Origin of the sequence: Sorangium sp. So ce426, assembly GCF_051475585.1 — a bacterium.
GTDB lineage: Bacteria > Myxococcota_A > Polyangia > Polyangiales > Polyangiaceae > Sorangium > Sorangium cellulosum_B.
Genome location: NZ_CP150341.1, coordinates 11442349 through 11462998, shown reverse-complemented (window position 1 = coordinate 11462998; position 20650 = coordinate 11442349). Strand labels below are relative to the sequence as shown.

15 protein-coding genes are annotated in these 20650 nt (G+C 74.0%); 6 read left to right on the top strand and 9 right to left on the bottom strand.

What is annotated here, in order from left to right; genetic code table 11:
* Positions 1 to 161: 161 nt before the first annotated feature.
* The 3 genes from WMF44_RS43065 to dapA all read right to left on the bottom strand — a co-directional run bounded on the left by WMF44_RS43065 (position 162) and on the right by dapA (position 4447).
* Positions 162 to 2567, bottom strand: a complete 2406-nt coding sequence (locus WMF44_RS43065; protein WP_437295845.1) for a hypothetical protein — start codon at positions 2565 to 2567, stop codon at positions 162 to 164.
* Between the two features lie 105 nt (positions 2568 to 2672).
* A complete protein-coding gene (dapB, locus tag WMF44_RS43060) occupies positions 2673 to 3470 on the bottom strand; it encodes a 4-hydroxy-tetrahydrodipicolinate reductase (protein ID WP_437301677.1) in 798 nt (265 codons plus the stop codon).
* Between the two features lie 71 nt (positions 3471 to 3541).
* On the bottom strand, positions 3542 to 4447 hold the full coding sequence (gene dapA, locus WMF44_RS43055; protein WP_437295844.1) for a 4-hydroxy-tetrahydrodipicolinate synthase: 906 nt from the start codon (positions 4445 to 4447) through the stop codon (positions 3542 to 3544).
* Between the two features lie 262 nt (positions 4448 to 4709).
* Between dapA and WMF44_RS43050 the strand changes: the two genes are divergently transcribed.
* The 5 genes from WMF44_RS43050 to WMF44_RS43030 all read left to right on the top strand — a co-directional run bounded on the left by WMF44_RS43050 (position 4710) and on the right by WMF44_RS43030 (position 8199).
* Positions 4710 to 5393 (top strand): NuoI/complex I 23 kDa subunit family protein, encoded by a 684-nt coding sequence (locus WMF44_RS43050; RefSeq protein ID WP_437295843.1) that lies wholly within the window; start codon positions 4710 to 4712, stop codon positions 5391 to 5393.
* Between the two features lie 133 nt (positions 5394 to 5526).
* Positions 5527 to 6042, top strand: coding sequence for an NADH-quinone oxidoreductase subunit J family protein (locus WMF44_RS43045; protein WP_437295842.1), 516 nt, complete (start codon positions 5527 to 5529; stop codon positions 6040 to 6042).
* Between the two features lie 3 nt (positions 6043 to 6045).
* On the top strand, positions 6046 to 6354 hold the full coding sequence (gene nuoK, locus WMF44_RS43040) for an NADH-quinone oxidoreductase subunit NuoK (RefSeq protein WP_012240633.1): 309 nt from the start codon (positions 6046 to 6048) through the stop codon (positions 6352 to 6354).
* Positions 6355 to 6631: 277 nt separating this feature from the next.
* On the top strand, positions 6632 to 6877 hold the full coding sequence (locus WMF44_RS43035) for a hypothetical protein (protein ID WP_044967022.1): 246 nt from the start codon (positions 6632 to 6634) through the stop codon (positions 6875 to 6877).
* 278 nt (positions 6878 to 7155) lie between these two features.
* On the top strand, positions 7156 to 8199 hold the full coding sequence (locus WMF44_RS43030) for a glycosyltransferase family 2 protein (RefSeq protein ID WP_437295841.1): 1044 nt from the start codon (positions 7156 to 7158) through the stop codon (positions 8197 to 8199).
* A gap of 62 nt (positions 8200 to 8261) precedes the next feature.
* Here the strand turns inward: WMF44_RS43030 and WMF44_RS43025 are convergent, their stop codons facing one another.
* From WMF44_RS43025 to WMF44_RS43000, 6 genes are all read right to left on the bottom strand, one after another.
* Positions 8262 to 10856, bottom strand: coding sequence for a hypothetical protein (locus WMF44_RS43025; RefSeq protein ID WP_437295840.1), 2595 nt, complete (start codon positions 10854 to 10856; stop codon positions 8262 to 8264).
* A gap of 15 nt (positions 10857 to 10871) precedes the next feature.
* Positions 10872 to 11921: a lysylphosphatidylglycerol synthase domain-containing protein gene (locus tag WMF44_RS43020; RefSeq protein WP_437295839.1), complete on the bottom strand. Its 1050-nt coding sequence runs from the start codon at positions 11919 to 11921 to the stop codon at positions 10872 to 10874.
* A complete protein-coding gene (locus tag WMF44_RS43015) occupies positions 11918 to 12613 on the bottom strand; it encodes a class I SAM-dependent methyltransferase (RefSeq protein ID WP_437295838.1) in 696 nt (231 codons plus the stop codon). Before WMF44_RS43015 ends, WMF44_RS43020 begins: the two co-directional genes overlap by 4 nt.
* A gap of 51 nt (positions 12614 to 12664) precedes the next feature.
* Complete coding sequence (locus WMF44_RS43010; protein WP_437295837.1) at positions 12665 to 15382, bottom strand: serine/threonine-protein kinase; 2718 nt, start codon at positions 15380 to 15382, stop codon at positions 12665 to 12667.
* A 55-nt stretch (positions 15383 to 15437) separates the two neighbouring features.
* Complete coding sequence (locus WMF44_RS43005; RefSeq protein ID WP_437295836.1) at positions 15438 to 15869, bottom strand: hemerythrin domain-containing protein; 432 nt, start codon at positions 15867 to 15869, stop codon at positions 15438 to 15440.
* Positions 15870 to 15955: 86 nt separating this feature from the next.
* The gene (locus tag WMF44_RS43000; protein WP_437295835.1) at positions 15956 to 16399 is read right to left on the bottom strand and encodes a hypothetical protein; all 444 of its coding nucleotides are present in this window, start codon (positions 16397 to 16399) and stop codon (positions 15956 to 15958) included.
* A 150-nt stretch (positions 16400 to 16549) separates the two neighbouring features.
* Here WMF44_RS43000 and WMF44_RS42995 point away from each other — a divergent pair, with 150 nt between their 5' ends.
* A complete protein-coding gene (locus tag WMF44_RS42995) occupies positions 16550 to 20602 on the top strand; it encodes a transglutaminase-like domain-containing protein (RefSeq protein ID WP_437295834.1) in 4053 nt (1350 codons plus the stop codon).
* Positions 20603 to 20650 lie beyond the last annotated feature (48 nt).

Below are 20650 nucleotides of genomic sequence, written 5' to 3'. Positions count from 1 at the left end.
CTACCCCAGAACCGCTCGTTCGGCGAGGTGGTCGAGCGATCGAGCCGCGCTGTTCACCACCGATTGCGCCGGCCGTGCCGTCCGCGTCGCCCGCCACGTCACGTCGTGGCATGGCGCGCACCACGGGTACGCGCCATGCCACGACGTGACGTTCGCGCGGCTCAGCGGGCCTGTGCGGCGCTCCGGAGCGCGCGCGAGAGCACCTTCTTGAACGCGGTCGCCTCGCCTCCATTCGGCTTGTTCTTGCGCCCGTAACGGGTCGCCGCGCCGACCCGGGCGACGCACTGGGCTGCGCGCATGTACCGCCGCGCCGCCTTCGCGACCGCCCGATCGCCCGGAGCAGACGCCGACGCGACGGCCGCGCCGAGCTCGTTCAGGGTTTCGTCGAGCGGCGCGCAGCCCTCGGGCGTGGGGGGCAGCTGGAGGGGGGGCGGCGCGTGGCAGCAGCGGGCGCGCAGGGTCGCGAAGGTCGCCATGTCGTGCCAGCCGAGCACGGCCCATTCCTTCGTGGCGTCCGAGACGCCCTTGGGCCCAGCTGCCTGGCCGAGGTGGCTCTTGAGCGTCGCGACGCCCTTCATCGGGTCGGTCTCGGCGCAGGCGAACGACAGCTGGCCCGCGATGGCTGCGTCGACGCTCTTGCCGGGAAAGAGAGGCATCGCGCATGCGGCGAAGTCCGCCGTGGCCGCAGGATCCGGCGCTGCGCTCGCGGTGCCTGCGTCCGCCGGCGCCGCCGTGCCTGCCTGTTCCGTGCCCGCGTCACCGAGCGCCGGGGCGCTCGGCTCCACGGGCGCGGCGCATGCGGCGGGCGCAGGCTCCGCAGACGGCGGCGCCGGGAGGGACGGCGGCGCGGCGTCGGGGTGGCGAAGCCAGAACCAGGCTCCCCCCGCGGCGCCCGCGATGGCGACGACCCCCAGGGCGAGCGTGACCCACCGGCGCGCCCGGGACGGCGTCTCGCGGCTCGCTGCGGGCGCTGGCGCCGGCGCGCGAAGCGGCGGTGCGCCGAGCCTGGACGCGCCGCCGCGCACGGCGACGCCGCCGGGCGCCATCGGGAACGGGTGCGACGGCCGATGCGCGTCGTCTTCGCCCAGCCAGGGGAGATCGACGGCCGGGACGTGGGGCGTCGGCGCGCCGGGCCCGGGCGCGCCGAAGCGCACGGCGACGCTGCCGGGCGCCACAGGGAAGGGGTGCGACGGCTCGTGCGCGTCGTCTTCGCCAAGAAAGGGGAGATCGACGACCGGGACGTGGGGCGTCGGCGCGCCGAGCCCGGGCGCGCCGAGGCGCGCGGCGACGCTGCCGGGCGCCATCGGGAAGGGGTGCGACGGCGCGTGCGTGTCGTCTTCGCCCAGAAAGGGGAGATCGTCGATCGTTCGCGGGCTCGCCGGGGCATCCGCGTCGAAGAGGGGCACCGCGGTGGGCGAGAAGGGCGGTTGCGCCGTCGCTGCGGGCGCGACGGGCGGCAGCGCTATCGCTGCGGGCGCGACGGGCGGCAGCGCCGTCGCTGCGGGCGCGACGGGCGGCAGCGCTATCGCTGCGGGCGCGACGGGCGGCTGCGCCGTCGCTGCGGGCACGACGGGCGGCCGCGCGTGCGCGGTCGGGGCAGCCACTGCGCCCGCGCGCGAGCGGTCCTCCGTCGCTGCGCCGGCGAGCCGCGGCGATGCGGCAGGCAGCGCGGTCTGCGCCTTGGAGGCGCGGTCTGGCGCCTCCGGAGGCGGGGTGGTCGGCACGCCGAGCGTCGACCGGAGCCCCAGGCTCGCGAGCCCGTGGAGGGGCAACGGCGTCCGGCGGGCCGAGGCGCCCGCGATGGGCGGCGGCTGCGAGCTCGAGTGGCCATGCGGCGGCGCGCTCTTGCGGGGCGGCTGCGAGCCGGTGCCCTCGCGCGGCGGCGCGCTCTTGCGGGGCGGCTGCGAGCCGGTGCCCTCGCGCGGCGGCGCGCTCTTGCGGGGCGGCTGCGAGCTCGACGCCCCCCGCACCCCGCTGCTCGACGGGCGCGGCGCTGGAATGGTCCTCGCCGGCGCCGCGAGCGCGTGCTCATCGAGCGGCGGCAGCTCCTCCAGGCCTTCGCCCGGCCGCGCGGCCTCCAGCGCGCGACGGAGCGCCGCGACCTCGGTGATCCGCTGCTCGGCGGGGCGCGCGAGCGCCTGGTCCAGCACGCGCCACAGCGCGTCGCCCGCCGCGCCGGGCGGCGTTACCCGCGGCGCGGCGCCGGCGCCTTGCTTGCGGCGGAGCTCCTGGTCGCTCTCGGCAGGGAACGGGAGCGCTCCCGAGAGCGCCGTGTACAGGGTGACCGCGAGCGCCCACGTGTCGTCCCGGCGCGACGGCCCCTCGCCCGCGGCCCGCTCCGGCGAGCGGTAACCCACGAAGGCGGGCGTGGCGAGCGGATCCGAGAGCCACCCCGTCGACGTGCACGGCTCGCCCTCCATGACCACGCACGCGGCCGACAGGCGGCCGTGCACCGTCCCGCGCGCGTGCAGGCTCTCGACGCGCTTCGCCAGGCGGACGACCCAGCCGACCGCGTCCCTGTCCGGCAACGGACCGGCGCGTGCGATCCTCGCAGCGAGCGTCTCCATACGAGCGCCGCAGCGTAGTGCGGCGAACCGCCGCTGACCACATTGTGGCTCTCTCGCGGCACGCCGGATCGCGGATCGCCCGCGTCCGGCCCTGGCGCGCCGCGGTCAGCCGCCGATCACGTCGGCCATCGTGTATCGGCCGGGCGGCTTCCCGTGCAGGTGCCACGCCGCGCGCAGCGCCCCGCGCGCGAAGAGATCGCGGCTGGTCGCGCGGTGCGTGAGCTCGAGGCGCTCGCCGGGGCCGAGCAGGTGGACCGTGTGGTCGCCGATGACGTCGCCGCCGCGCACGGCGAAGATCCCGAGCTCGTTCGCCTTGCGCGGGCCGACGTTGCCTTCGCGGCCGTGCACGTCGTCGAGCGTCCCGGCCGGCTCGCGGGCCCCGCGTACGGCGTCGGCGAGCCGCACGGCCGTGCCGCTCGGCGCGTCCACCTTGGCGCGGTGGTGCACCTCCACGATCTCGACGTCGTAGCCGGGCCCGAGCCGCCGCGCCGCGCTCGCCGCGATCTCCGCGAGCACGTGGATGCCGATGCTCGTGTTCGGCGACCAGAGGACGGGGACGTGCTGCGCCGTCTCGTCGAGCAGCCGCTCGCACGTGCCGTCGAGGCGCGTCGTGCCGCTGACCACGGCGACCTTGGCGCGCATCGCGAGGTGCAGGAGGCGGGGGAGCGCCTCGGGCCGCGAGAAGTCGATGACCACGTCCGCGCCGAGCAGCCCGGCGCTGGTGTCGTCGCTCATCGCGACGCCGATGGTGCCTGTCCCCGCGAGCTCGCCGACGTCACGGCCGATGCGGGAGGAGCCGCGCGACACGATCGCGCCCACCACCTGGGCTCGCTCGTTCGCCGCGAGCCGGACGATGGCCTGCCCCATCTTGCCGCTCGCGCCGTGGATCGCGACCTTCAGCAGCCGGGCGTCGTCCCCCTGGGGCGCCCCTAAGAGCGCGCTCACCGGCACGCCTCGATGATCTCCGTTCGATTTCACGACGCCTCGCGCCTCGCCTCGAGCCGCCTCATCGCGTCGGCGATCTGCTGCCGCGTCGCCTCTCCGGCCGGCACGAGGGGCAGCCGGACGGCGGCGCTCATGCGGCCCAGGGCGGCGAGCGCGGCCTTCGCGGGGGCGGGGTTCGGCTCGACGAACAAGAGCCCGTGCAGCTCGAGGAGCGCGAGGTGGGCCGCGCGCGCGCCCGCGAGGTCGCCGGCCAGGAACCGCCGGGTCACCGCGCTGGTCTCGCGCGGCAGCACGTTCGACGTGACGCTGATGACGCCCTGCGCGCCGAGCGCCATCATCGCGAGCGTCAGCGCGTCGTCGCCGCTCAGGATCGTGAGCCGGTCGCCGAGGCGCCGCACGAGCTCCTGGCAGCGGAACACGTTGCCCGAGGCGTCCTTGATGGCGACGACGTTCGGCGCGGCGGCGCAGATGCGCTCGGTCGTCTCGGCGGAGAGGTCGACCACCGTCCGCCCCGGGATGTTGTAGAGCACGATCGGCGCCGGGACGGCCCTGGCCACGGCCAGCGTGTGCTCGCGGAGCCCGTCCTGCGAGGGCTTGCTGTAGTACGGCATCACGATCATCACGCCCGCCGCGCCGGCGGCGAGCGCGGCGCGCGAGGCCTCGATCGTCTTCTTCGTGGAGAACGAGCCCGTCCCCGCGATCACCGGCACGCGGCCGCGCGCCGCCTCGACGACGCGCCGGATGACCGCGGTCGTCTCGGCCTCGCTGAGGGTCGGCGACTCGCCCGTGGTCCCGCACGGCACGAGCCCGCTGACGCCGCCCGCGATCTGCGCCTCGACGAGCGCGTCGAGCGCGTCGAAGTCGACGGCTTCGCCATCGGGCGTGAATGGCGTGACGAGGGCGGTGAACGTTCCCGACAAGGGGAGCTGCGACATCAGACGACCATGATCGCCACCCCGGGTGCGCGTCAACAGGAGAGGACAGGTTCACCGCGGACTCCCCGCTCTCCGCTGGTTCCCGCGCGGGGCGGTGCCGAACGGACGCGGCGTTGTGGGCGGGCTGGCGGGAGCCCGTGGGCCTGCGGGGAGCGGCCCGGACGCTCCAGGGCAGGTCCGCGTCTGCTATCGTCCGCGGTGTGGCGCCTCGCTCCTTCGGGGGATTCGCCCGAGCGCGTCAGGTCCCTGAGAGGCACCGGCCATGGATCTCGCCCAGTACATCAAGAGCATCTCCAGCGCGGCCAATACCATCCTGGAGGGGATGGCGGTCACGTTCTCCCATCTGTTCCGGGAGCCCATCACCGTCCAGTACCCCGACAAGACGGACCGCCCCGTCAGCGAGATGCTCCCCCCGCGGTACCGCGGCTTCCTCGAGGTGCAGATGGACATCTGCACCGGCTGCAAGCGCTGCGAGCGCGCGTGCCCCATCGAGTGCATCGCCATCGATCTGGAGAAGGACCCGGCGACGAAGAAGCAGGCGATGAGCCGCTTCGACATCGACATGGGCAAGTGCATGTACTGCGGCCTGTGCGTCGAGGCGTGCAAGACGGAGTCGACCGGCGCGATCCGCCACACCCGCGAGTTCGAGGGGGCGGCGCCGACGCTCGACCACCTCACGTTCCGCTTCATCCCGGAGGGCCTCGTGCCGCTGTACAAGGCGCCGAAGGACCTCGGCGAGGTGCCCGTCGGCGAGTACGGGCCGCACGCCCGGGAGGCCCGCGAGCGCGCCATGCGCGACAACCCGGCCGCGCTGGAGGAGCTGCGCGCCATCTGGCGCAAGGAGCGCGAGAAGCAGCAAGGCGCCGAAGGCGCGGAGCCCGCGGGCGGGGGGGCCGGAGGAGGGGGGGCCGGAGGGGGGGCCGGAGGAGGGGCTGGAGCGGGGTAGGAGCGGGCGCCTGAGCGAGGGCGCGCGGCGAGCAAGAGGGGCGCAGAACGGCGCAGGAGCGCGCCGCGAGCGACGCGCGGGGGTCGCCCTTGATGGGCGGTGGGCAGCGGTCTAACGTCGCGGCCCTCACCCCATGCCCTCCCTGAGCGCACTCGTCTTCCTCGGGCTTGCCGCGCTGACGCTCGGCTCGGCCGGGCTCGTGGCGTTCTCCAGGAACATCATCCACTCCGCGCTGGCCTTGCTCGGCACGTTCCTCGGCATCGCCGGGCTGTACGTCTCGCTCTCGGCCGATTTCATCGCGGCGACGCAGGTGCTCGTCTATGTCGGCGGCACGCTCGTGCTCATCCTCTTCGCCGTGATGCTCACGAGCCGCATCTCGGAGATGAAGATCTCGAACCCGCGCGGCGGGCCGGCCGTGGCGTTCGGTCTGGTCACGGCGGTGCTGCTCCTGCTCGGCAGGGTGGCGACCCAGACCCCTTGGCCCGCCGAGGCCAAGCCGGCGATGCCGTCCACCGCCAAGCTCGGGCACGCGTTCCTCGGAGAGTACCTGCTCCCGTTCGAGCTCGGCTCGGTCGTGCTGCTCGCCGCGATGATCGGCGCGGTCGTGCTCGCGCGTCGAGCCGTCAGGCGCGCCTGGGAGAGGGAGTAGGCGATGGAGGTCGGTCTCATCCATTACCTCACCGTCGCCGCGGTGCTCTTCGGGCTCGGGCTGTTCACCGTCATGACGCGGAAGAACGCGGTGGGCATCCTCCTCGGCGTCGAGCTCATCCTCAACGCCGCCGCGCTCAACTTCATCGCGTTCGACCACTTCGTCGCCGGCGGCGTGGCTGGCCAGGTGTTCACGGTCTTCATCATCGTCCTCGCGGCGAGCGAGGCGGCGATCGCGCTGGCCATCGTGCTTCAGGTCTACCGCAATCACCGGAGCATCATGGCCGACCAGCTGACCTCCCTGAAGAACTGACGCGAGAGCGGTCATCCGTGCGGAAGCGCGCGGTCGGCGTGACGCGCGTGACGCGCGTGACGCGCGTGCCGCGCGGGATGGGCGTGACGCGCGCGACGTTCGGACCGGCGGCCGCCGCGTCGCGCCCGCGCCCCACGCCGATGCCGATCGTCGACCACCGACCGCCGATGTGCTCGATGCTCCCGTGCTCTGCCTCTTCACGTGGAGCTCGATCCCAGCGACAAGCAGGAAAAACCTGACCTTGCTAAGCCCCAGCGGGCGACCCACGTTCGAAGGCATGCAGAACCTATCCAAGACGGAGCTGGTGGGGTTCGTGGAGCTCGAGGTCGGTTCGCTTGCTGTGCAGGTGCCGATCCGCGCCGCAGCGGCGGCGACAGAGCTACCGCTCGCATCCTTCGAGGCTGAAGGGGACAATTGCGCCATCCTCGTGCGAGGCGACACGTCCTCGAAGGCGGTCGAGGTCGCGCTGCGAAACGCGGCGCAGGAGGCGGTCAAGCACCTCTCGAAGAAGTTGCTCAACTAGAGCGGAGCGATGGTCCCGCTGGCCCGGCGCAGGGCTGCGGGCCATCGTCCCCGCGATGTTCCGCGATGTTCCGCGATGTTCCGTGATGTTCCGCGATGCACGGTGCCCCGGGGCACCGGCGGAGCGGTGTGGACAGGTTTCTGCTGGCCGTCCGGCGCTCAGCGCGAGCGCGGCGGCGTTCCGGCCCGCGCTGGGGCCTCGCGTCGCGGGGGAGCCCGCCGCGCTCCGAGGTGAATTTCTCGACGCACGTCGTGCTACGCTGCGCCGCGAAATCGCCCGTGAAGCTCATCATCCAAATCCCTTGCTTGAACGAGCGCGACACGCTCGCGCAGACATTCGCGGACCTGCCGCGGTCGATCGACGGCGTGGACGAGATCGAGGTCCTCATCATTGACGACGGCAGCACGGACGGGACGAGCTCGCTCGCCGAGCAGCTCGGGATCCACCACATCGTCCGCTTCGCCAAGAATCGAGGCCTCGCCGCCGGGTTCATGGCCGGCATCGACGCGTCCCTGCGGCTCGGCGCCGATATCATCGTGAACACCGACGCGGACAACCAGTATCGCGGCGCGGAGATCCCGAAGCTCGTCGCTCCCATCCTCGACGGCCGCGCCGACCTGGTGATCGGCGATCGGCAGACAGACAGGATCGAGCACTTCTCGCCGCTCAAGAAGGTCTTGCAGCGGTGGGGCTCGCGGCTCATCCGGCGCCTGTCCGCCACGGAGGTGGCCGACTCGCCGAGCGGCTTCCGCGCCGTGAGCCGGAAGGCGGCGCTGCAGCTGTTCGTGCACAACCGCTTTACCTACACGCTGGAGACCGTGATCCAGGCAGGCCGCCGCGGCCTCGCCCTGGAGAACGTGAAGATCACGACCAACCCGAAGACGCGCGAGTCGCGGCTCTTCCGTTCGATCCCCGACTACCTGCGCCGCGCCGGTCCCGTCATGTTCCGGGCTTATGCGATGTACCGCCCCGTGCAGCTCGTGGGCTGGGTCGCGACGGTCCTGCTCGTGTTCGGCGTCGCGGTCGGCGTCCGGTTCCTCTACTTCTACCTGCGGAATCCGGACTACAGCGGTTATATCCAGTCGCTCATCGTCGGCACGGGCGCCGTCGTGATGGCGTGCATCCTGGTGGCCGTGGCGCTGCTCGCGGAGCTCATCGCGACGAACCGCCGCCTCGTCGAGGAGGTGCTGATGCGCGTGCGCCGGATCGAGACCGAGCTCGCCGGGCGGGAGCCGGCCCTCCGGCTGGAGGGGATCCAGTCCACGGGCGCGAAGCCCTGGCACAACCAGCAGGTGCAACCGGCGCGGGTGAGCGCGAGGTGAAGAGCCCGGTCCCCTGGACCGGGCCGCTGGTCGAACAGCGCTCGTAACCCCGGGCCGGGAGCTCAGCCGTCCGGGTCCTCCGGATCCTCGTCCTCCGGGGGAGCCACAGGGTCGGTCGGCTCCGGACCGGGCGGCGCGTCCGCGGCCGGGGGCTCCGGCGGCGCGCCCGTGGCCGGGGGCTCGGGCGGCGGCTCCGCCCGGGGGGTGTCGCGCTGCTGCCGCAGGTAGACCGTGTAGTTCTTGAAGCGCTCCGCCGCGAAGAACACGCCGTCCAGCTTCACGTTCCGGCTGCCCCGCGCGGCCTTCTTGCCGAGCACCACCGCCTCCGCGGCGTCGAGGAGCGCGGCCTGCGCGTTCGTATCCCTGGGCCACGCCCGCGCGGGCTTGGGCTCCTGGCCCCTGGGCGGCTGGAGCTTGGGGAGGATGTGGAGCGCCTCGACCGGGTAGAGCCCGTCCGTGTAGCCCGGCGCGCCGAGCGCGAGCACCTGATAAGGCAGCTCGTCGGCCGGCGGCGGCTCCTTCGGCATGGTCACGAGCTGAAGGCCGCCGAAGCGGCGCTTCTCGGTCGCGTGGCGGTGCACGAGCTCGTTGAACAGCACGGCGGCCTGGAGCGTGTCCGGCGGGCGCTGGTTCGGCGGGTACAGGATGTGGGTGATGCCGACGCTCCGGTAATGCGCGTAGAGCTCGGCCGGCCCTCGCACGGGCTCGTAGAAGATGAGCGATTGCCAGGCCTGGATATCGAAGATGATCTCGCGCTCGATACCGAGCGTCGTGCGGTAGTTGCGCGCGAGGATGCGCGCGTCGGGCGGGGTAGCCTGGTTGATCGCGCGGTGATCCGCGCGAAACTTGAACCGCTGCGCGTCGGTCCATCGCTTCTCGTAGGTGGAGCGGATCAGCGAGAGCGCGCTCTCCAGCCGGCGGGGGCCGGAGTAGAAGGGCACATCGCCGCTCCACACGATCTGGAACACAACGAGCGGCACGAGGCCGAGCCGCGCGACGGTCCCGAGCTGCCATGTGCGGACGAGCAGCGCCGCGGCGGCGGCGATCGGCACCGCGAGCATGCCCTGCAGGTACCGGTCCGCGGTGTACGTGTTGCTCCACATCCAGACGCCGGCGAACGTGGCGAAGGCCGCGAGCGCCGGCCTGCGACGGCCGCGGATGACCAGCAGCATCGGCAGGAGCAGCGTGAAGAGCGAGCCCATCGAGGGGACGTAGCGAGTGAACGAGTAGTGCGGGGAGAACGAGAACGTGAAGAAGTTGCCGGCCGCGATGAGCTGCCGCTCGAGCCCCTTCCCCTTGGGCAGGTAAGGCGCGTTGGGATACGCCTTCTCCATGAACTCCGCGGAGCGCGCGTGCTGCGGGTACGACCGCGTGAACACGCGCTGGGCCAGCGGAAAAACGGGGTTGTTATGGTAGATGGTGTTCTTGATGAAGTGCGGCGCGGCCGTGCCGAGCGCCACGCCCGACGCGATGAGCCCCGCCACGAGGACGCGGCGCGCCGAGAGCAGCGGCCGCCTGCGCTTCTTCAGGGCGCGGGAGGCCGCGCGCGCGAGCAGGTACGCGGCGCGCGGCACGACGACCGCCGCCGCCATGGCCAGGTGATAGACCGCCTGGTACTTCGCCAGCATCGCGCCCCCGAGCGACGCGCCGAGCAGGACGGCATACCGCCTGTCGAAGCGCTCCGCGAAGCGCATGGACGCGAGCAGGACCGGCGCCGCGAAGAAGCCCAGGAAATGGTCCGACGAAGCGCCGGGGTTCTGGTCCTGGACGAACAGCGACGGGAACAGGAAGAAAGCCGCCCAGAGGCCAGGGACGCGTTCGCCCTGGAGCAGGTACCGCGCCAGCGCCGCGACGCCGACCACCTTCCCCAGGACGAACACGAACTCCAGGTGGAGCGCCATCATCCACCGTTGCTCCACGAGCATCCCGGGGACGCTGAAACCCCACGCGTAGAGCATGCTCGCGAAGTGGGGGAACGAGCGGTTCACGTCGCCGTAGAACGGCACGATGCGGCCGGCGCGCGCATAGTCCTGCCCGATCGGCACGTGATACCAGGTCGCGTCGAAGCTGATGGAATCCGGGGTCAGCGACAACAGGTAGAGGAGCACGAGGCACACGGCGCCGACGCCCGTGGCCGTGAGCCACAGCCAGCGCATCGTCCCTCTCGGCGTCGTCGAGGCGTCGAGATCGTGCTTCAGCCGCGATAGCCAGCGTGGCAGCTCCAGGAGGCCGCCCGCGAAGAGGGCCGCCGGCATCACGAGCCCGTACCAGGGGCGGATCCACCCGACCACGCCCGCGAGGTACATGCCGAACACGAAGGCGATGGAGCCGAGCGTCATGCCGAACAGGCCCTCTTCGACCGGCGGCAAGTGCGCGAGGCGGAGCACCCGGCGCAGCAGCACGAGGCCGATGCCGAGGCTGGAGAGCAGGAACAGCAGCGAATAACCCCAGAGCGGCGCGAGCCGCCACAGGAGCCAGTGCTGGACTGGAATGTGCGCGTGGACCACGAGCGCGTAGCCGACGAGGCCCGTGAGGCACGCGACGGCCGCGAAGACGTTGCGCAGCAGCCTTTCCCGGGGTGAGCCGGAGGTCAGGGCGGCACAGAAGCGGGCCAGGGGGGAGTCGGAGTTCAGGGCAGCACGCAGGCGGGCCAGCATGAGAGGGGGCGCATCCTAGCGATGCGCGGCGCGTCGGCAAAGCAGCCGCGCGATGAGCAAGCCCCCGACGTCCACGGCGAGCGAGGTGGCGCGCGAGATGAGCGCGGCGCCCAGCGCTGCGGCGGGTCCGACGGCGGGGGCGAGGCCCACGGAGATCAGCGCCTCGCGCACGCCGATGCCGCCCGGCGTGGCCATCGCGAGGAAACCGGCGATGGGCGCCAGCACGAACAGGCCCGAACCGCCGAGCGCCGCGCCCGGCGTCGCGCCGACGGCGAGCGCGGCGCACGCGCCGTGGGCGGCCCAGGTCAGCGAGTACACAGCGTGCACGAGCGGCAACCGCGCCGGCATGAGCGGCCCGCGCCCCTCGGGCGCGAGGAGCTTGCGCACGCGCTCGGGCGCGCGGGCACGATCCACGGTCATGAGCGCGACGAGGACCGCGCCCAGGGCGAGGAGCACGGGCAGCCTCCATCGACCGATGAGCGCGTTCGCGCCCGCGAACTGCTCGCCGCCCGCCGCGAGCAGGCCGAACCCCACCATGGCGCCGACCGCGATGAAGCTGGTGAACTCGATCGCGAAGGACGACCCCACCTCCGCGCTGGTCGTCCCGATGCGCGGGGCGCCCAGCATGCGGAACAGCGGCACGCCGACCTTGCCGGGGATGTACCGCGCCGCCTGCGACTCGATGTGCAGCGCGATCGCCGGCCAGCGAGGGATGGGCCGGCCGGTCAGCTCTTCCAGGATGAAGGCCCAGGCGAGCCCCAGCACGACGAGGCCGAGCGCGAGGGGCAGCACCGAGAGCGCCACGAACGCGGGACGGATGTCGATCGGCGCGCCGCTCTCCCACCTGCGAGCGAGGTCCCGCGCGGCGAGCCCGATGAACAGGGCAGCGACGACGACCATGATCGGGCGCAGCGCCGTGCGCACCCTGGCGAGCGGGCCTCCGATCCGCTGCGGCGGGCCGGGCGCGGGCTCGGGCGGATTTGCCGAGATCGTCGGGGGGGCGGGCGGGGCGCCGGTGGGTGGGGTGCTGGGGAGATCGGCGAGCGACGCGGATCTGTCCTTCATGCGGCCCAGCGCTTCGCCACGCAGAAGACCGACAGGCCGAAGCTCGGCCGGTAGCCGCGCGCGATGAGGTCGACCTCGGCGCCGAGGACGGCTTCGAGCGCGGAGGAAGCGAGGCCCGACTTCGGCGAGGGCTGCTTCATGCTGGTCTTGCGAGGGCGCAGCTTGCGCGCGGCGCTCCAGACGGCGCGCGAGCCGACCGTGGCAGGGAAGAGGAGCTGGTTGAAGTAGGCACAAGCTTCCACGTGGAGCTCGGCCGGCAGCGCGGCGCGGAAGCTGCCAGCCGTGTACCGGCGGAAATGCTGCAATGCGCGGTCGTGGTCGCTGAACAGCCACGGATACGCAGGCACCGTGGCGACGAAGATCCCGCCAGGGCTCAGGTGGTCATGGATCCACCGGAGCGCGGCGCGGTCGTCCTCGATGTGCTCGATGACATCGAGCGCGCAGATCACGTCGTAGCGTCGGTCGAGCTGGAACGGGATGGATGTGCCGTAGAGCGTCCTCGCCGCGCCGGCCTTCGCGATGGCCTCCTGCTCGAGAGGGCTCACCTCGTTGGCATCGACGGCCCCGAACTCCGCGAGGACACCCAGGTTCTGGCCGACCCCGGCGCCGACCTCCAGCAGCTCGAGCGGCCGCCGTTCCGGGCCAAACTCGCGCACCAGATGGGCCAGCAGCCGGGCCCTCCCCTTTCTCAACCAGTCGCCGGATTCCTCAGAATATTGCTGATACGCAGTCGTTTCCACGCTTCACTCTGCATGCGGGACCGGATCGCCCTGGGGCGATCCGGTCGGGGGCGGCGACTCTGCTGGTGAGGTCGGCTCCGCCTCGGCCGGCTCCGGGGGGATCGGGATCTCGATCGTCAGGTCGTCCACCTTGCCCGGCTCTTTCCGCGGCTTCTTCGGCGGCGGCGGCGGCGGGCGCCGCTTCCGCGGCGGCGTCGTCGTGGCGGCCCTGGCCGACGGCTGCGCGGACGTGGCCGTGGCCGTGGCCGTCTCCACGGCTTTCGCCGTGACGCTCGGCTGGGGCGCGGGCTCTTGCGGCGGTGCGGGCTCTGCCGTGACGGCAGGCGGCGGGGCCTCGCTCTCGGCCGCCGGCGTGCTCTGCGGCAGGCGCTGCGAGCGGACGACCATCTGCCACGCGACGACGCCGGCCACGGCCACCAGCGCGAGCGCTGCCAGGCGGGCGCGTCGGCGCCGACGTGAGCCGGGGTCGAACTCCGGGAGCACGCTCTCGCGCGCCTCGTGCGCGACCCCGCTCACGCTGGACCCCTTCATCCATTGATCCGGCGACTGGCCGGAGGGCAACGCGCGAGCCCGAGGGGCGAGCGGCGGATCGACCGGGGGCGGCTCGCGCAGCGAGGCGGGGGGCGCGGCAGCCGCGACCGGTTCGGTGATCGCCCGCCTCACGTTGTCGCGGAGCTTCTCCGACGACGGATCCTGGCTCGGCGGCGCCTCGCGCTCGGGGGCGATCGCGTGCGGATCGGCCGCGCGTGGCGAGAGCACGTGTGGCGTCTGCGAGGAGAGCGGCGGCTCGGCCGTGGCGCCTGGCGCGACGGGTATGCCGCTCTGGGGCGCAGCCGTCGCGGGCTCGGCCGGCGCCTGGGCTGCGGGCTCGGCCGGCGCGTCGGCCGCGGGCTCGGCCGGCGCGTGGGCCGCGGCCGCGGGCTCCGCCGGCGTTGCGTCTGCGCGCGGAGCGAGCGCCGCGGATGCGGCCGGCGCGGTCCAGGGCTCGTCCACGTCGGTGTCGATCGCGTCCTCTTCGAACTCGTCGATGTCGACGTCGACGAGCGAGGACGCGCTGTCGGCGGCCTTCCGGAACGTGTCGCTGGGCGCCAGCGCCGGTGCAGGCGCGTCGGGTGGGGCGTTCGCGCCGTCTGTCGTCGCGGACGGTGCGCCGCTCGGCTGCGCGGAGACCGGCGTCCCGGTGACGACCGACGTCCCGGCAGCGACCGGCGTCCCGGCAGCGGCCGGTGTCCCGGCAGCGACCGGCGTCCCGGCAGCGACCGGCGTCCCGGTGGCGGCCGGCGCTTCGGCAGCGACCGGCGGCTTCTGCGATGCGCTGTCGCCGTGCTGCGGCAGCGCCGGAGGTCGATCGCCGGGCCGAGCCGAGAGCGGCGGCCGCTGGCTCAGCGGCGGCCGTTCGCCGAGCTCGGACGAGCCCGTCGTCTGCTCGCCGATCTGCGCCAGCGACGGCGTCGGAGGCCGCGCCGTGGGCCGAGGCGGCGCCGGAGGTCGCTCGGTGGCCCGCGGCGGCGCGAGAGGCCGCTCGCCGAGCCGAGACGACAGCGGCGGGCGCTCGCTGAGCGGAGGCCGCTCGGTGAGCCGCGACGGCGTCTGCGGCCGCTCGCCTGGCACGGCGGGGATCCTCGCGCTCGGCCTGGCCGACGGCGGAGCGGCCGCCATGTCCGCCGGCGGCTCGCCCGATCCTCGCTCGGGCGATCGCGTCGAGGCGGCGCCCGTGGGGTCGGCCACCCGGGGGAGCGGCGGCGCCTTCGGGATCACCGAGCCTGTCGCCGGCCGCGGCGGGGCCGCCGGCGGGCGCGTGGGCGAGGCCCGGGGCGGCAGCGGCGGCGGCTGCGGCGACGGCGATCGGATGCTGCTCGGGGCCTCGGTCGACAGGTCGGCGACGCGGGCGAGCGACTCCGCGAGATCGCGCGCGCTGCTGAAGCGCCGCGACGGGTCGCGGTCGCAGGCGCGCGCGAACCACCCGTCGAAGCTCGCCGGCAGCTCCGGGTTCACCCTCGACGGGACCGGGATCTCGCCGAGCGAGATCTTGATCAGCAGGTCGCCGACCCCCTCGCTGTCGAACGGGAGCTCGCCCGTCACGCACTGGTACGCGATCACGCCGAGCGCCCAGAGATCCGCGCGGTAGTCGACCTCCCGGAGCCCCTTCACCTGCTCTGGGCTCATGTAGTGCGGCGTGCCCATGAGCGTGCCGACGCTGGTGCGCTGGGCGACCCGCTTCCCCTGCCCCTTCACCTTGGCGATGCCGAAGTCGAGGATCTTGACGATCTCGTCGTCCTCGTTCGCGCAGAGGAAAAAATTCTCCGGCTTGAGGTCGCGGTGCACGATGCCGGCCCCGTGCGCGCGGGTGAGCGCGCGCGCGACCTGCGTCACGATCTTCGACGTCTCCTGGAGCGAGAGGCGGCGCCGGCGCGCGAGCCGATCGAAGAGGTCCTCGCCCTCGAGCAGCTCCATCACGATGAACGGCTGCTCCCCGTCGATGCCGTGATCGATGATCTGCACGACGTGCGCGCTGCGCAGCTGCGCGGCGGCCGTCGCCTCGCGGCGAAACCGCTCGCGCGCGTCCTCCTGCTTGGCGAGCTCCAGATCGATGAGCTTGACCGCGACGTGGGTGCCGAGCGCCAGGTGCTCGGCGACCCACACCGCGGCTTGCGCGCCCTGCCCCACGGGTCGGATGAGGCGGTAGCGCTCGCTCAGCACCTGACCAGCTGCAATAGACACGGCGGCAAAAGCCTACGTCGAGGACAACATCCGTGTCGAGTTCATGCGTACCACCTCAGATGCCCTGCGGAACGGTTTGCTTCATCAGCTCGCGCCATTCGTCGTGTGTGAGCTCTGGATAAATGTAGTCCCCCTCGAAATTTGTATGATGCAGGAGCAACCGGGCGACATCGACGATGGCCCGCGCGACGTCGCCGCCCTGCGCAACACCCGCCAGGGCGTCGGTCGCTTCACGCACGGCGGCGTGCTGCTTCAGCGCCACCTGGACCTCCTCGGCGAGCCCGCGCGCCTGGAAATGCGGGAAGATGGCGGTCTCTTCGTAGCGCATGTGCCGCTCCATCGGCCCGCGCAGGAACGCCAGCAGGCTCGCGCGCTCGGCGCGCGCCTCGTCCGCGGAGCGCTGCGCCAGCTCGATCAGCTTCTTCGCCGTGTCGCGAGCGAGCTCTTCCTCCTGGAAGAGCTCGCTCACCATCCGGTCCAGTTCCATGAGGTGCGGGCCGTCGTAGTCCAGATCCCGTGGAGGGTCGAGCGGGCGCGGCGTGCTCCCGCGGCGCAGCAGGTCCGTCGCGCCCGTCAGTCGTGCGCGCGGGCGCGGACGATCGCGGCGAGCCGGCCGACGACGCCGTTCGCGACCATGGCGAGCACCTGCTTCTCCAGGGCCTGTCGCTCGCTCGGCCTGCCGCCGAACGAGATGCGCGACCGGGCGGTGGGGCCGCCGACGACGCGGCCGACGACGGTGCAGCTCACGCGGTGGACGTCGCCCCGCGTGGCCGAGGTGAACTCGACGACACGCGCGCTCAGCACGACCGATTTCGCCTTGCCGAAGTCCGCCTTCTTCGCGGCGCTGGAGAGCATGCCGCGCAGCGCTCGAGCCCGCTGGGCCTGGCCCTCGCCCGCTGGGACGTCGACGCTCTTCCATTCGACCTTGGTGTCGCGGGCGAAGGTCGATGCTGGCGAGGCCGTGAGCGTGGTCAGGGCCATCACCGCCGAGAGCAGCCATCGTGACGCGCGGCGCATGAGCGCAGGGTAGGGGGCCGCGGGCTCGCCGGCCAAGTTCGCGCACGGCGCGCGGGTGCGGCGCGCGCGGCGCGGCCGCACCCGCGCGCTCGCGCCGCGCTCGCGCCGCGATCGGGCCCGCGCTATGCCGTGGCGGGGAAGCGAGGTTCGATGGAGCGCAGCTCGCCGGGGGGAGATCGACGGGATCGACGAGGACGAGATCGACGCGCGCGCGCCCGCGCGCTCCGCGGGGGCGGGTGGCTCGCCGCGCTGCTCGCGATCGCCGCCGCGCCCGCGGCGGGCAACGCACAGTCGCCGCGTCCGGGAGGCGCGAGCGCGCCCGCGGCGGGCGGCGCGCCGACGCTGCGTCCGGGAGGCGCGAAGGCGGGTGCGAGCGCGCCCGCGGCGGGCAGCGCGCCGGCGTCCGAGAAGCGCGCGCCCATCGTGCTGCCGCGGCGGTGGACCGCCGCGACGCCCGACGAGATGCTCGGCGCGGCGCTGACGCGGGCGCGGCGGGGCGGCGACGACGCGCTCGCCGGGCTCGTGATGGCGGCGGCGCTCGCGGACCGCGCCGCGCAGGGCCGCGCCCGGGAAGGCCTCGCGCAGATCGGGGCGTCCTCGTCGCCGCTCGCCGACGAGGCGCGCTGGCTCGCCGCCTCGCTCGCCCCGGAGCCGCCGGCGGTGACGTGGCCCGGCGCGCGCGCCGTCTCGTACGACGCGCCCCCGGACCCGTCCGGGCTCGTCAAGGCGTTCGCCGTCCTCGGCCCGTTCCAGGACAACTCGGGCGGCGGGCTCGCGCTCCGCGAGGGGCCCGAGGCCGAAGGCCAGCGCTTCTCGGACATGAGCGCCCGCTACGCGTGGGGTGTGTACGACGTCGCGTGGCGCAGGGTGCTGCCCGCCGCGTCGACGGCGCGCGGCGTGCCGCTCGATCTTTACATCCATCCGCGCACCGAGACGTGCACGTACCTCGCCTCGCGCGTGACCGTCCCGGCCGCGCTCGATCGCAAGCCGATGCTCGCCCATGTCGCCGCGACCGGCGCCGTGCGGCTCCTGTGGGACGGCGCCGACGTCGCCGCGAGCGACGCGGCGCACGAGCGCCTCGTGCTCGACCGCATCGCCGCGCGCATCGAGGCGCCCGCCGGCGATCACCTGCTCGCCCTCAAGGTGTGCACCGGGGCCATCGCCGACGAGGGGCGCGTCCGCGTGCGCTTCACCGACGAGGACCGCCGGCCCGTGGCGCTCGCGACCTCGTCGGACCTCACGCCGCTCAAGCCGCCGCCGGCCCCGCCCCCGGGCGCGCGCGCCGCGACCGCCGTCGCGACGGCGCTCGACAGGGCGCTCGACGCGGGCGCGTCGCAGTCGCTCGATCAGACCCTCACCGCCGTCGTGGCGCGGACGCTCGGGGGCGCCGACGACCAGCGGTCGCCCCGCGCGCCCGGGCTGCTCGACCGCGTGACGCGGTCGCCCGGGATCTCCGCCGACGCGCTCGCGCTGGCGGGGTGGGTGTCGCCCTTCGGCGCGAACCGCAGCGGCTGGCTCGAGGCCGCGCGCGCCCGGGGCCTCGCCGAGAAGGACCGGGCCACCGCGGCGTTCGCGCAGCGCCGGCTGGTCGCCGCCCACCTCGCCTCGGAGCGGGTCGACTGGGCCGCGGCCGCGCTGCGCGAGGAGCCGCTGCGCGCGGCGCGCGATCCCGAGGCGCGCGTCCTCAGGGCGCTCGTCAAGAAGAAGCTCGCGACGGCGGGGCTCACGCGGGCCGGGCTCGAGGAGCTGCTCGCGGTCGAGCGCGAGCAGAAGGACCGGACGCCGGTCGTCGTCTGGCAGGAGATCGCGGCCGCGGCCCGGCTGGACCCGGCGCTCGAGCTGCGGGCCGCGCGCAGGCTCGCCGAGATCGCGCCCGAGTCGCGGGGCGCGCCCTACGTGCTCGCGTTCGAGCCCGACGGCGGCGCCGCGCTGGAGGTGGCGGCCGCCGGGGCGCTCGCGCAGCAGACGTCGGCCGAGGACGTCATCCGGATCGGCCGCGCGCTCCACGACGCGGGCCGCGTCGCGTGGGCGCGCGAGGTGCTGTCGTACGCGACGCAGGTCGCGCCGAACCAGCCCGCCGCGTTCCAGGCGCTCGCCGCGGTGCGAGAGGATGGCGCGGGGGCCGCCGCGTCGCGCGTGGCCACGGCCGCGCTCGCGCGGGCGCGCGACCTCACGCCCGGCGATCCGTACCTCAAGGCCGAGCTCGCGCTCCGCCTCGGCGAGGGCTCGGCCGGCGCGCCGGGCCGGCAGCGCATGCGCGACGAGCAGCACCTCGTCGCGCCCGGCGTCTTCCTCTCGCGCGCCCGGCAGACCCCGGCGAAGAAGGGGGAGGTGGCCGACCGGCAGCTCCACTGGGTGCGCGTCGTGACGTACCACCCGGACAAGCGCGTCTCGCAGCTCATGCACTACGCGCGCGAGATCGTCATCGAGCCGCGCACCGATCAGGATCTCTACGAGCGCGACATCCCCGCCGAGGGGGAGGACACCGAGCTCCTGCTCGCGCGGGTCCACCGCAAGGACGGCACGGTGGCGCAGCCGGACGAGCAGGGCGCGGGCGGGCAGAAGCCGTTCGTGCGCTGGCCCGAGCTCAAGGCGGGGGACGTGGTGGAGGTCGCGGTGCGCTCGTGGACCCGGGGCCCCGTCGGCCGCCGGGGCGACGCGCCGTTCTACTTCATCGACTACGTCGGCTCGACCGACACGCGGCCGATCCTCTACAACGAGGTCGTCGTCGACTCGCCGGCGAGCGATCCCCTGGCGATCGACGTGCTGAACGGCAAGGCCGAGCGGGTGCTCAGGTCCGAGAAGGACGGCCGCCAGGTGACGCGGTACATCTGGGACGACCCGCCCGAGGTGCCCGAGGAGCCGCTCGCCCCGCACCTCGCGGAGGTGCTGCCGGTCGTCGTGGGCTCGACGTTCCACGGCTGGAACGACTTCCGGGAGTGGTACCGGGGCGCGATCGCCGGCTTCATGGAGCCCGACGATCAGGTCCGCCGGCTCGCCGCGGAGCTCACCAAGGGCAAGGCCACGCGCGAGGCAAAGCTGCGGGCGCTCTTCGACTTCGTGGCGGACGACATCCGGTATGTGAACTTCGTGTCGGGCGAGTGGTGGCTGCCGAACCGCCCCCAGGAGCTCCTGGCGCGGCGCCAGGGCGACTGCGACGACAAGGCGATGCTGCTCATCACGCTGCTCAAGTCGATCGGCATCGAGGCGACGGAGGTGCTGGTGCAGACGCGCTACACGGGCCAGCCCTCGCTGCTCCGGAGCGAGGTGGCGGCGATCCCGGTGTTCGATCACGGCATCGCCTACCTCCCGGGCGCGGGCGGCGCGCCGGGCCTGTGGCTCGACGCGACGAGCCCGCAGAGCCGCCTGGGGCCGCTGCCGGCGATGGACGCGCGCACGCTGGCGCTGTTCGTCGACGAGGGGCCGCCGAAGATCGTGGAGACGCCGGCGAGCTCGCCCGCCGATCACGGCGTCGACGCCGAGTGGACGATCGCGCTGCTCCCCTCCGGCGCGGGCGAGCTCGCGGCGAAGGAGCGGCACATCGGCGACGCGGCGTTCGAGCTCCGGTCGAACCTGGCGGAGGCCGACGCGCGCGCGCAGTGGGTCGAGCAGTACCTCGCGTACGGCTGGTTCCCGACGGTCGACGTGAAGCCCAAGGTGGCGTTCCAGGCCGATCTCCCGCACGGGGCGGCGACGCTCGAGTACGAGGCGCGCTCCGAGGGGCTCGCCCGCCGCGAGGGCGCGGAGCTCTCCGTGCCGCTCTCGGGCGCGTCCACGATGACGTCGCAGCTCGCGCCGCTCGTGAAGCGCACGCTCCCGGTGGTCCTGCCGCCGAGCTTCGCGCCGCGGCACCACAGCCGGACGATCACGATCACCGCCCCGCCCGGGTACGCGTTCGCCGAGCTCCCGCCGGGCGGCGACGAGAACGGCGGCGCGTTCGGGCGGGCGACGATCTCCTTCGCGAAGGTGCCCGGCAAGAACGCCGTGGTGGTGAAGGAGCGCGTGATCCTCGATCAGTCGACCATCCCGGTGGCGCAGTACGCCGCCTGGCGCGGCTGGCTGCAGCGGGTCGACGGGCTCCTGCACCGGATGGTGCGGCTCGCGCCGGTCACGCCCGCGACCAAGCAGGCGCGCAGCGCGCTGGACGCCGGGGCGGGCGGCGGCGCCGGCGCGGCGCCGCAGGCGCGCGGCGCGATCCGCTGACGGGCGGCTTCGCCCCTCTCGCGCTGGCGGCGCGCGAGGCTCTTGCTC

Coding starts and splice junctions, on each gene's coding strand:
- nuoK (WP_012240633.1), top strand. CDS start 6,046: ATGGAGGTCGGTCTCATCCATTACCTCACCGTCGCCGCGGTGCTCTTC.
- WMF44_RS43000 (WP_437295835.1), bottom strand. CDS start 16,399: ATGCGCCGCGCGTCACGATGGCTGCTCTCGGCGGTGATGGCCCTGACC.
- WMF44_RS43020 (WP_437295839.1), bottom strand. CDS start 11,921: ATGAAGGACAGATCCGCGTCGCTCGCCGATCTCCCCAGCACCCCACCC.
- WMF44_RS43050 (WP_437295843.1), top strand. CDS start 4,710: ATGGATCTCGCCCAGTACATCAAGAGCATCTCCAGCGCGGCCAATACC.
- WMF44_RS42995 (WP_437295834.1), top strand. CDS start 16,550: ATGGAGCGCAGCTCGCCGGGGGGAGATCGACGGGATCGACGAGGACGA.
- WMF44_RS43005 (WP_437295836.1), bottom strand. CDS start 15,869: ATGGAACTGGACCGGATGGTGAGCGAGCTCTTCCAGGAGGAAGAGCTC.
- WMF44_RS43035 (WP_044967022.1), top strand. CDS start 6,632: ATGCAGAACCTATCCAAGACGGAGCTGGTGGGGTTCGTGGAGCTCGAG.
- WMF44_RS43025 (WP_437295840.1), bottom strand. CDS start 10,856: ATGCTGGCCCGCCTGCGTGCTGCCCTGAACTCCGACTCCCCCCTGGCC.
- WMF44_RS43045 (WP_437295842.1), top strand. CDS start 5,527: ATGCCCTCCCTGAGCGCACTCGTCTTCCTCGGGCTTGCCGCGCTGACG.
- dapA (WP_437295844.1), bottom strand. CDS start 4,447: ATGTCGCAGCTCCCCTTGTCGGGAACGTTCACCGCCCTCGTCACGCCA.
- WMF44_RS43065 (WP_437295845.1), bottom strand. CDS start 2,567: ATGGAGACGCTCGCTGCGAGGATCGCACGCGCCGGTCCGTTGCCGGAC.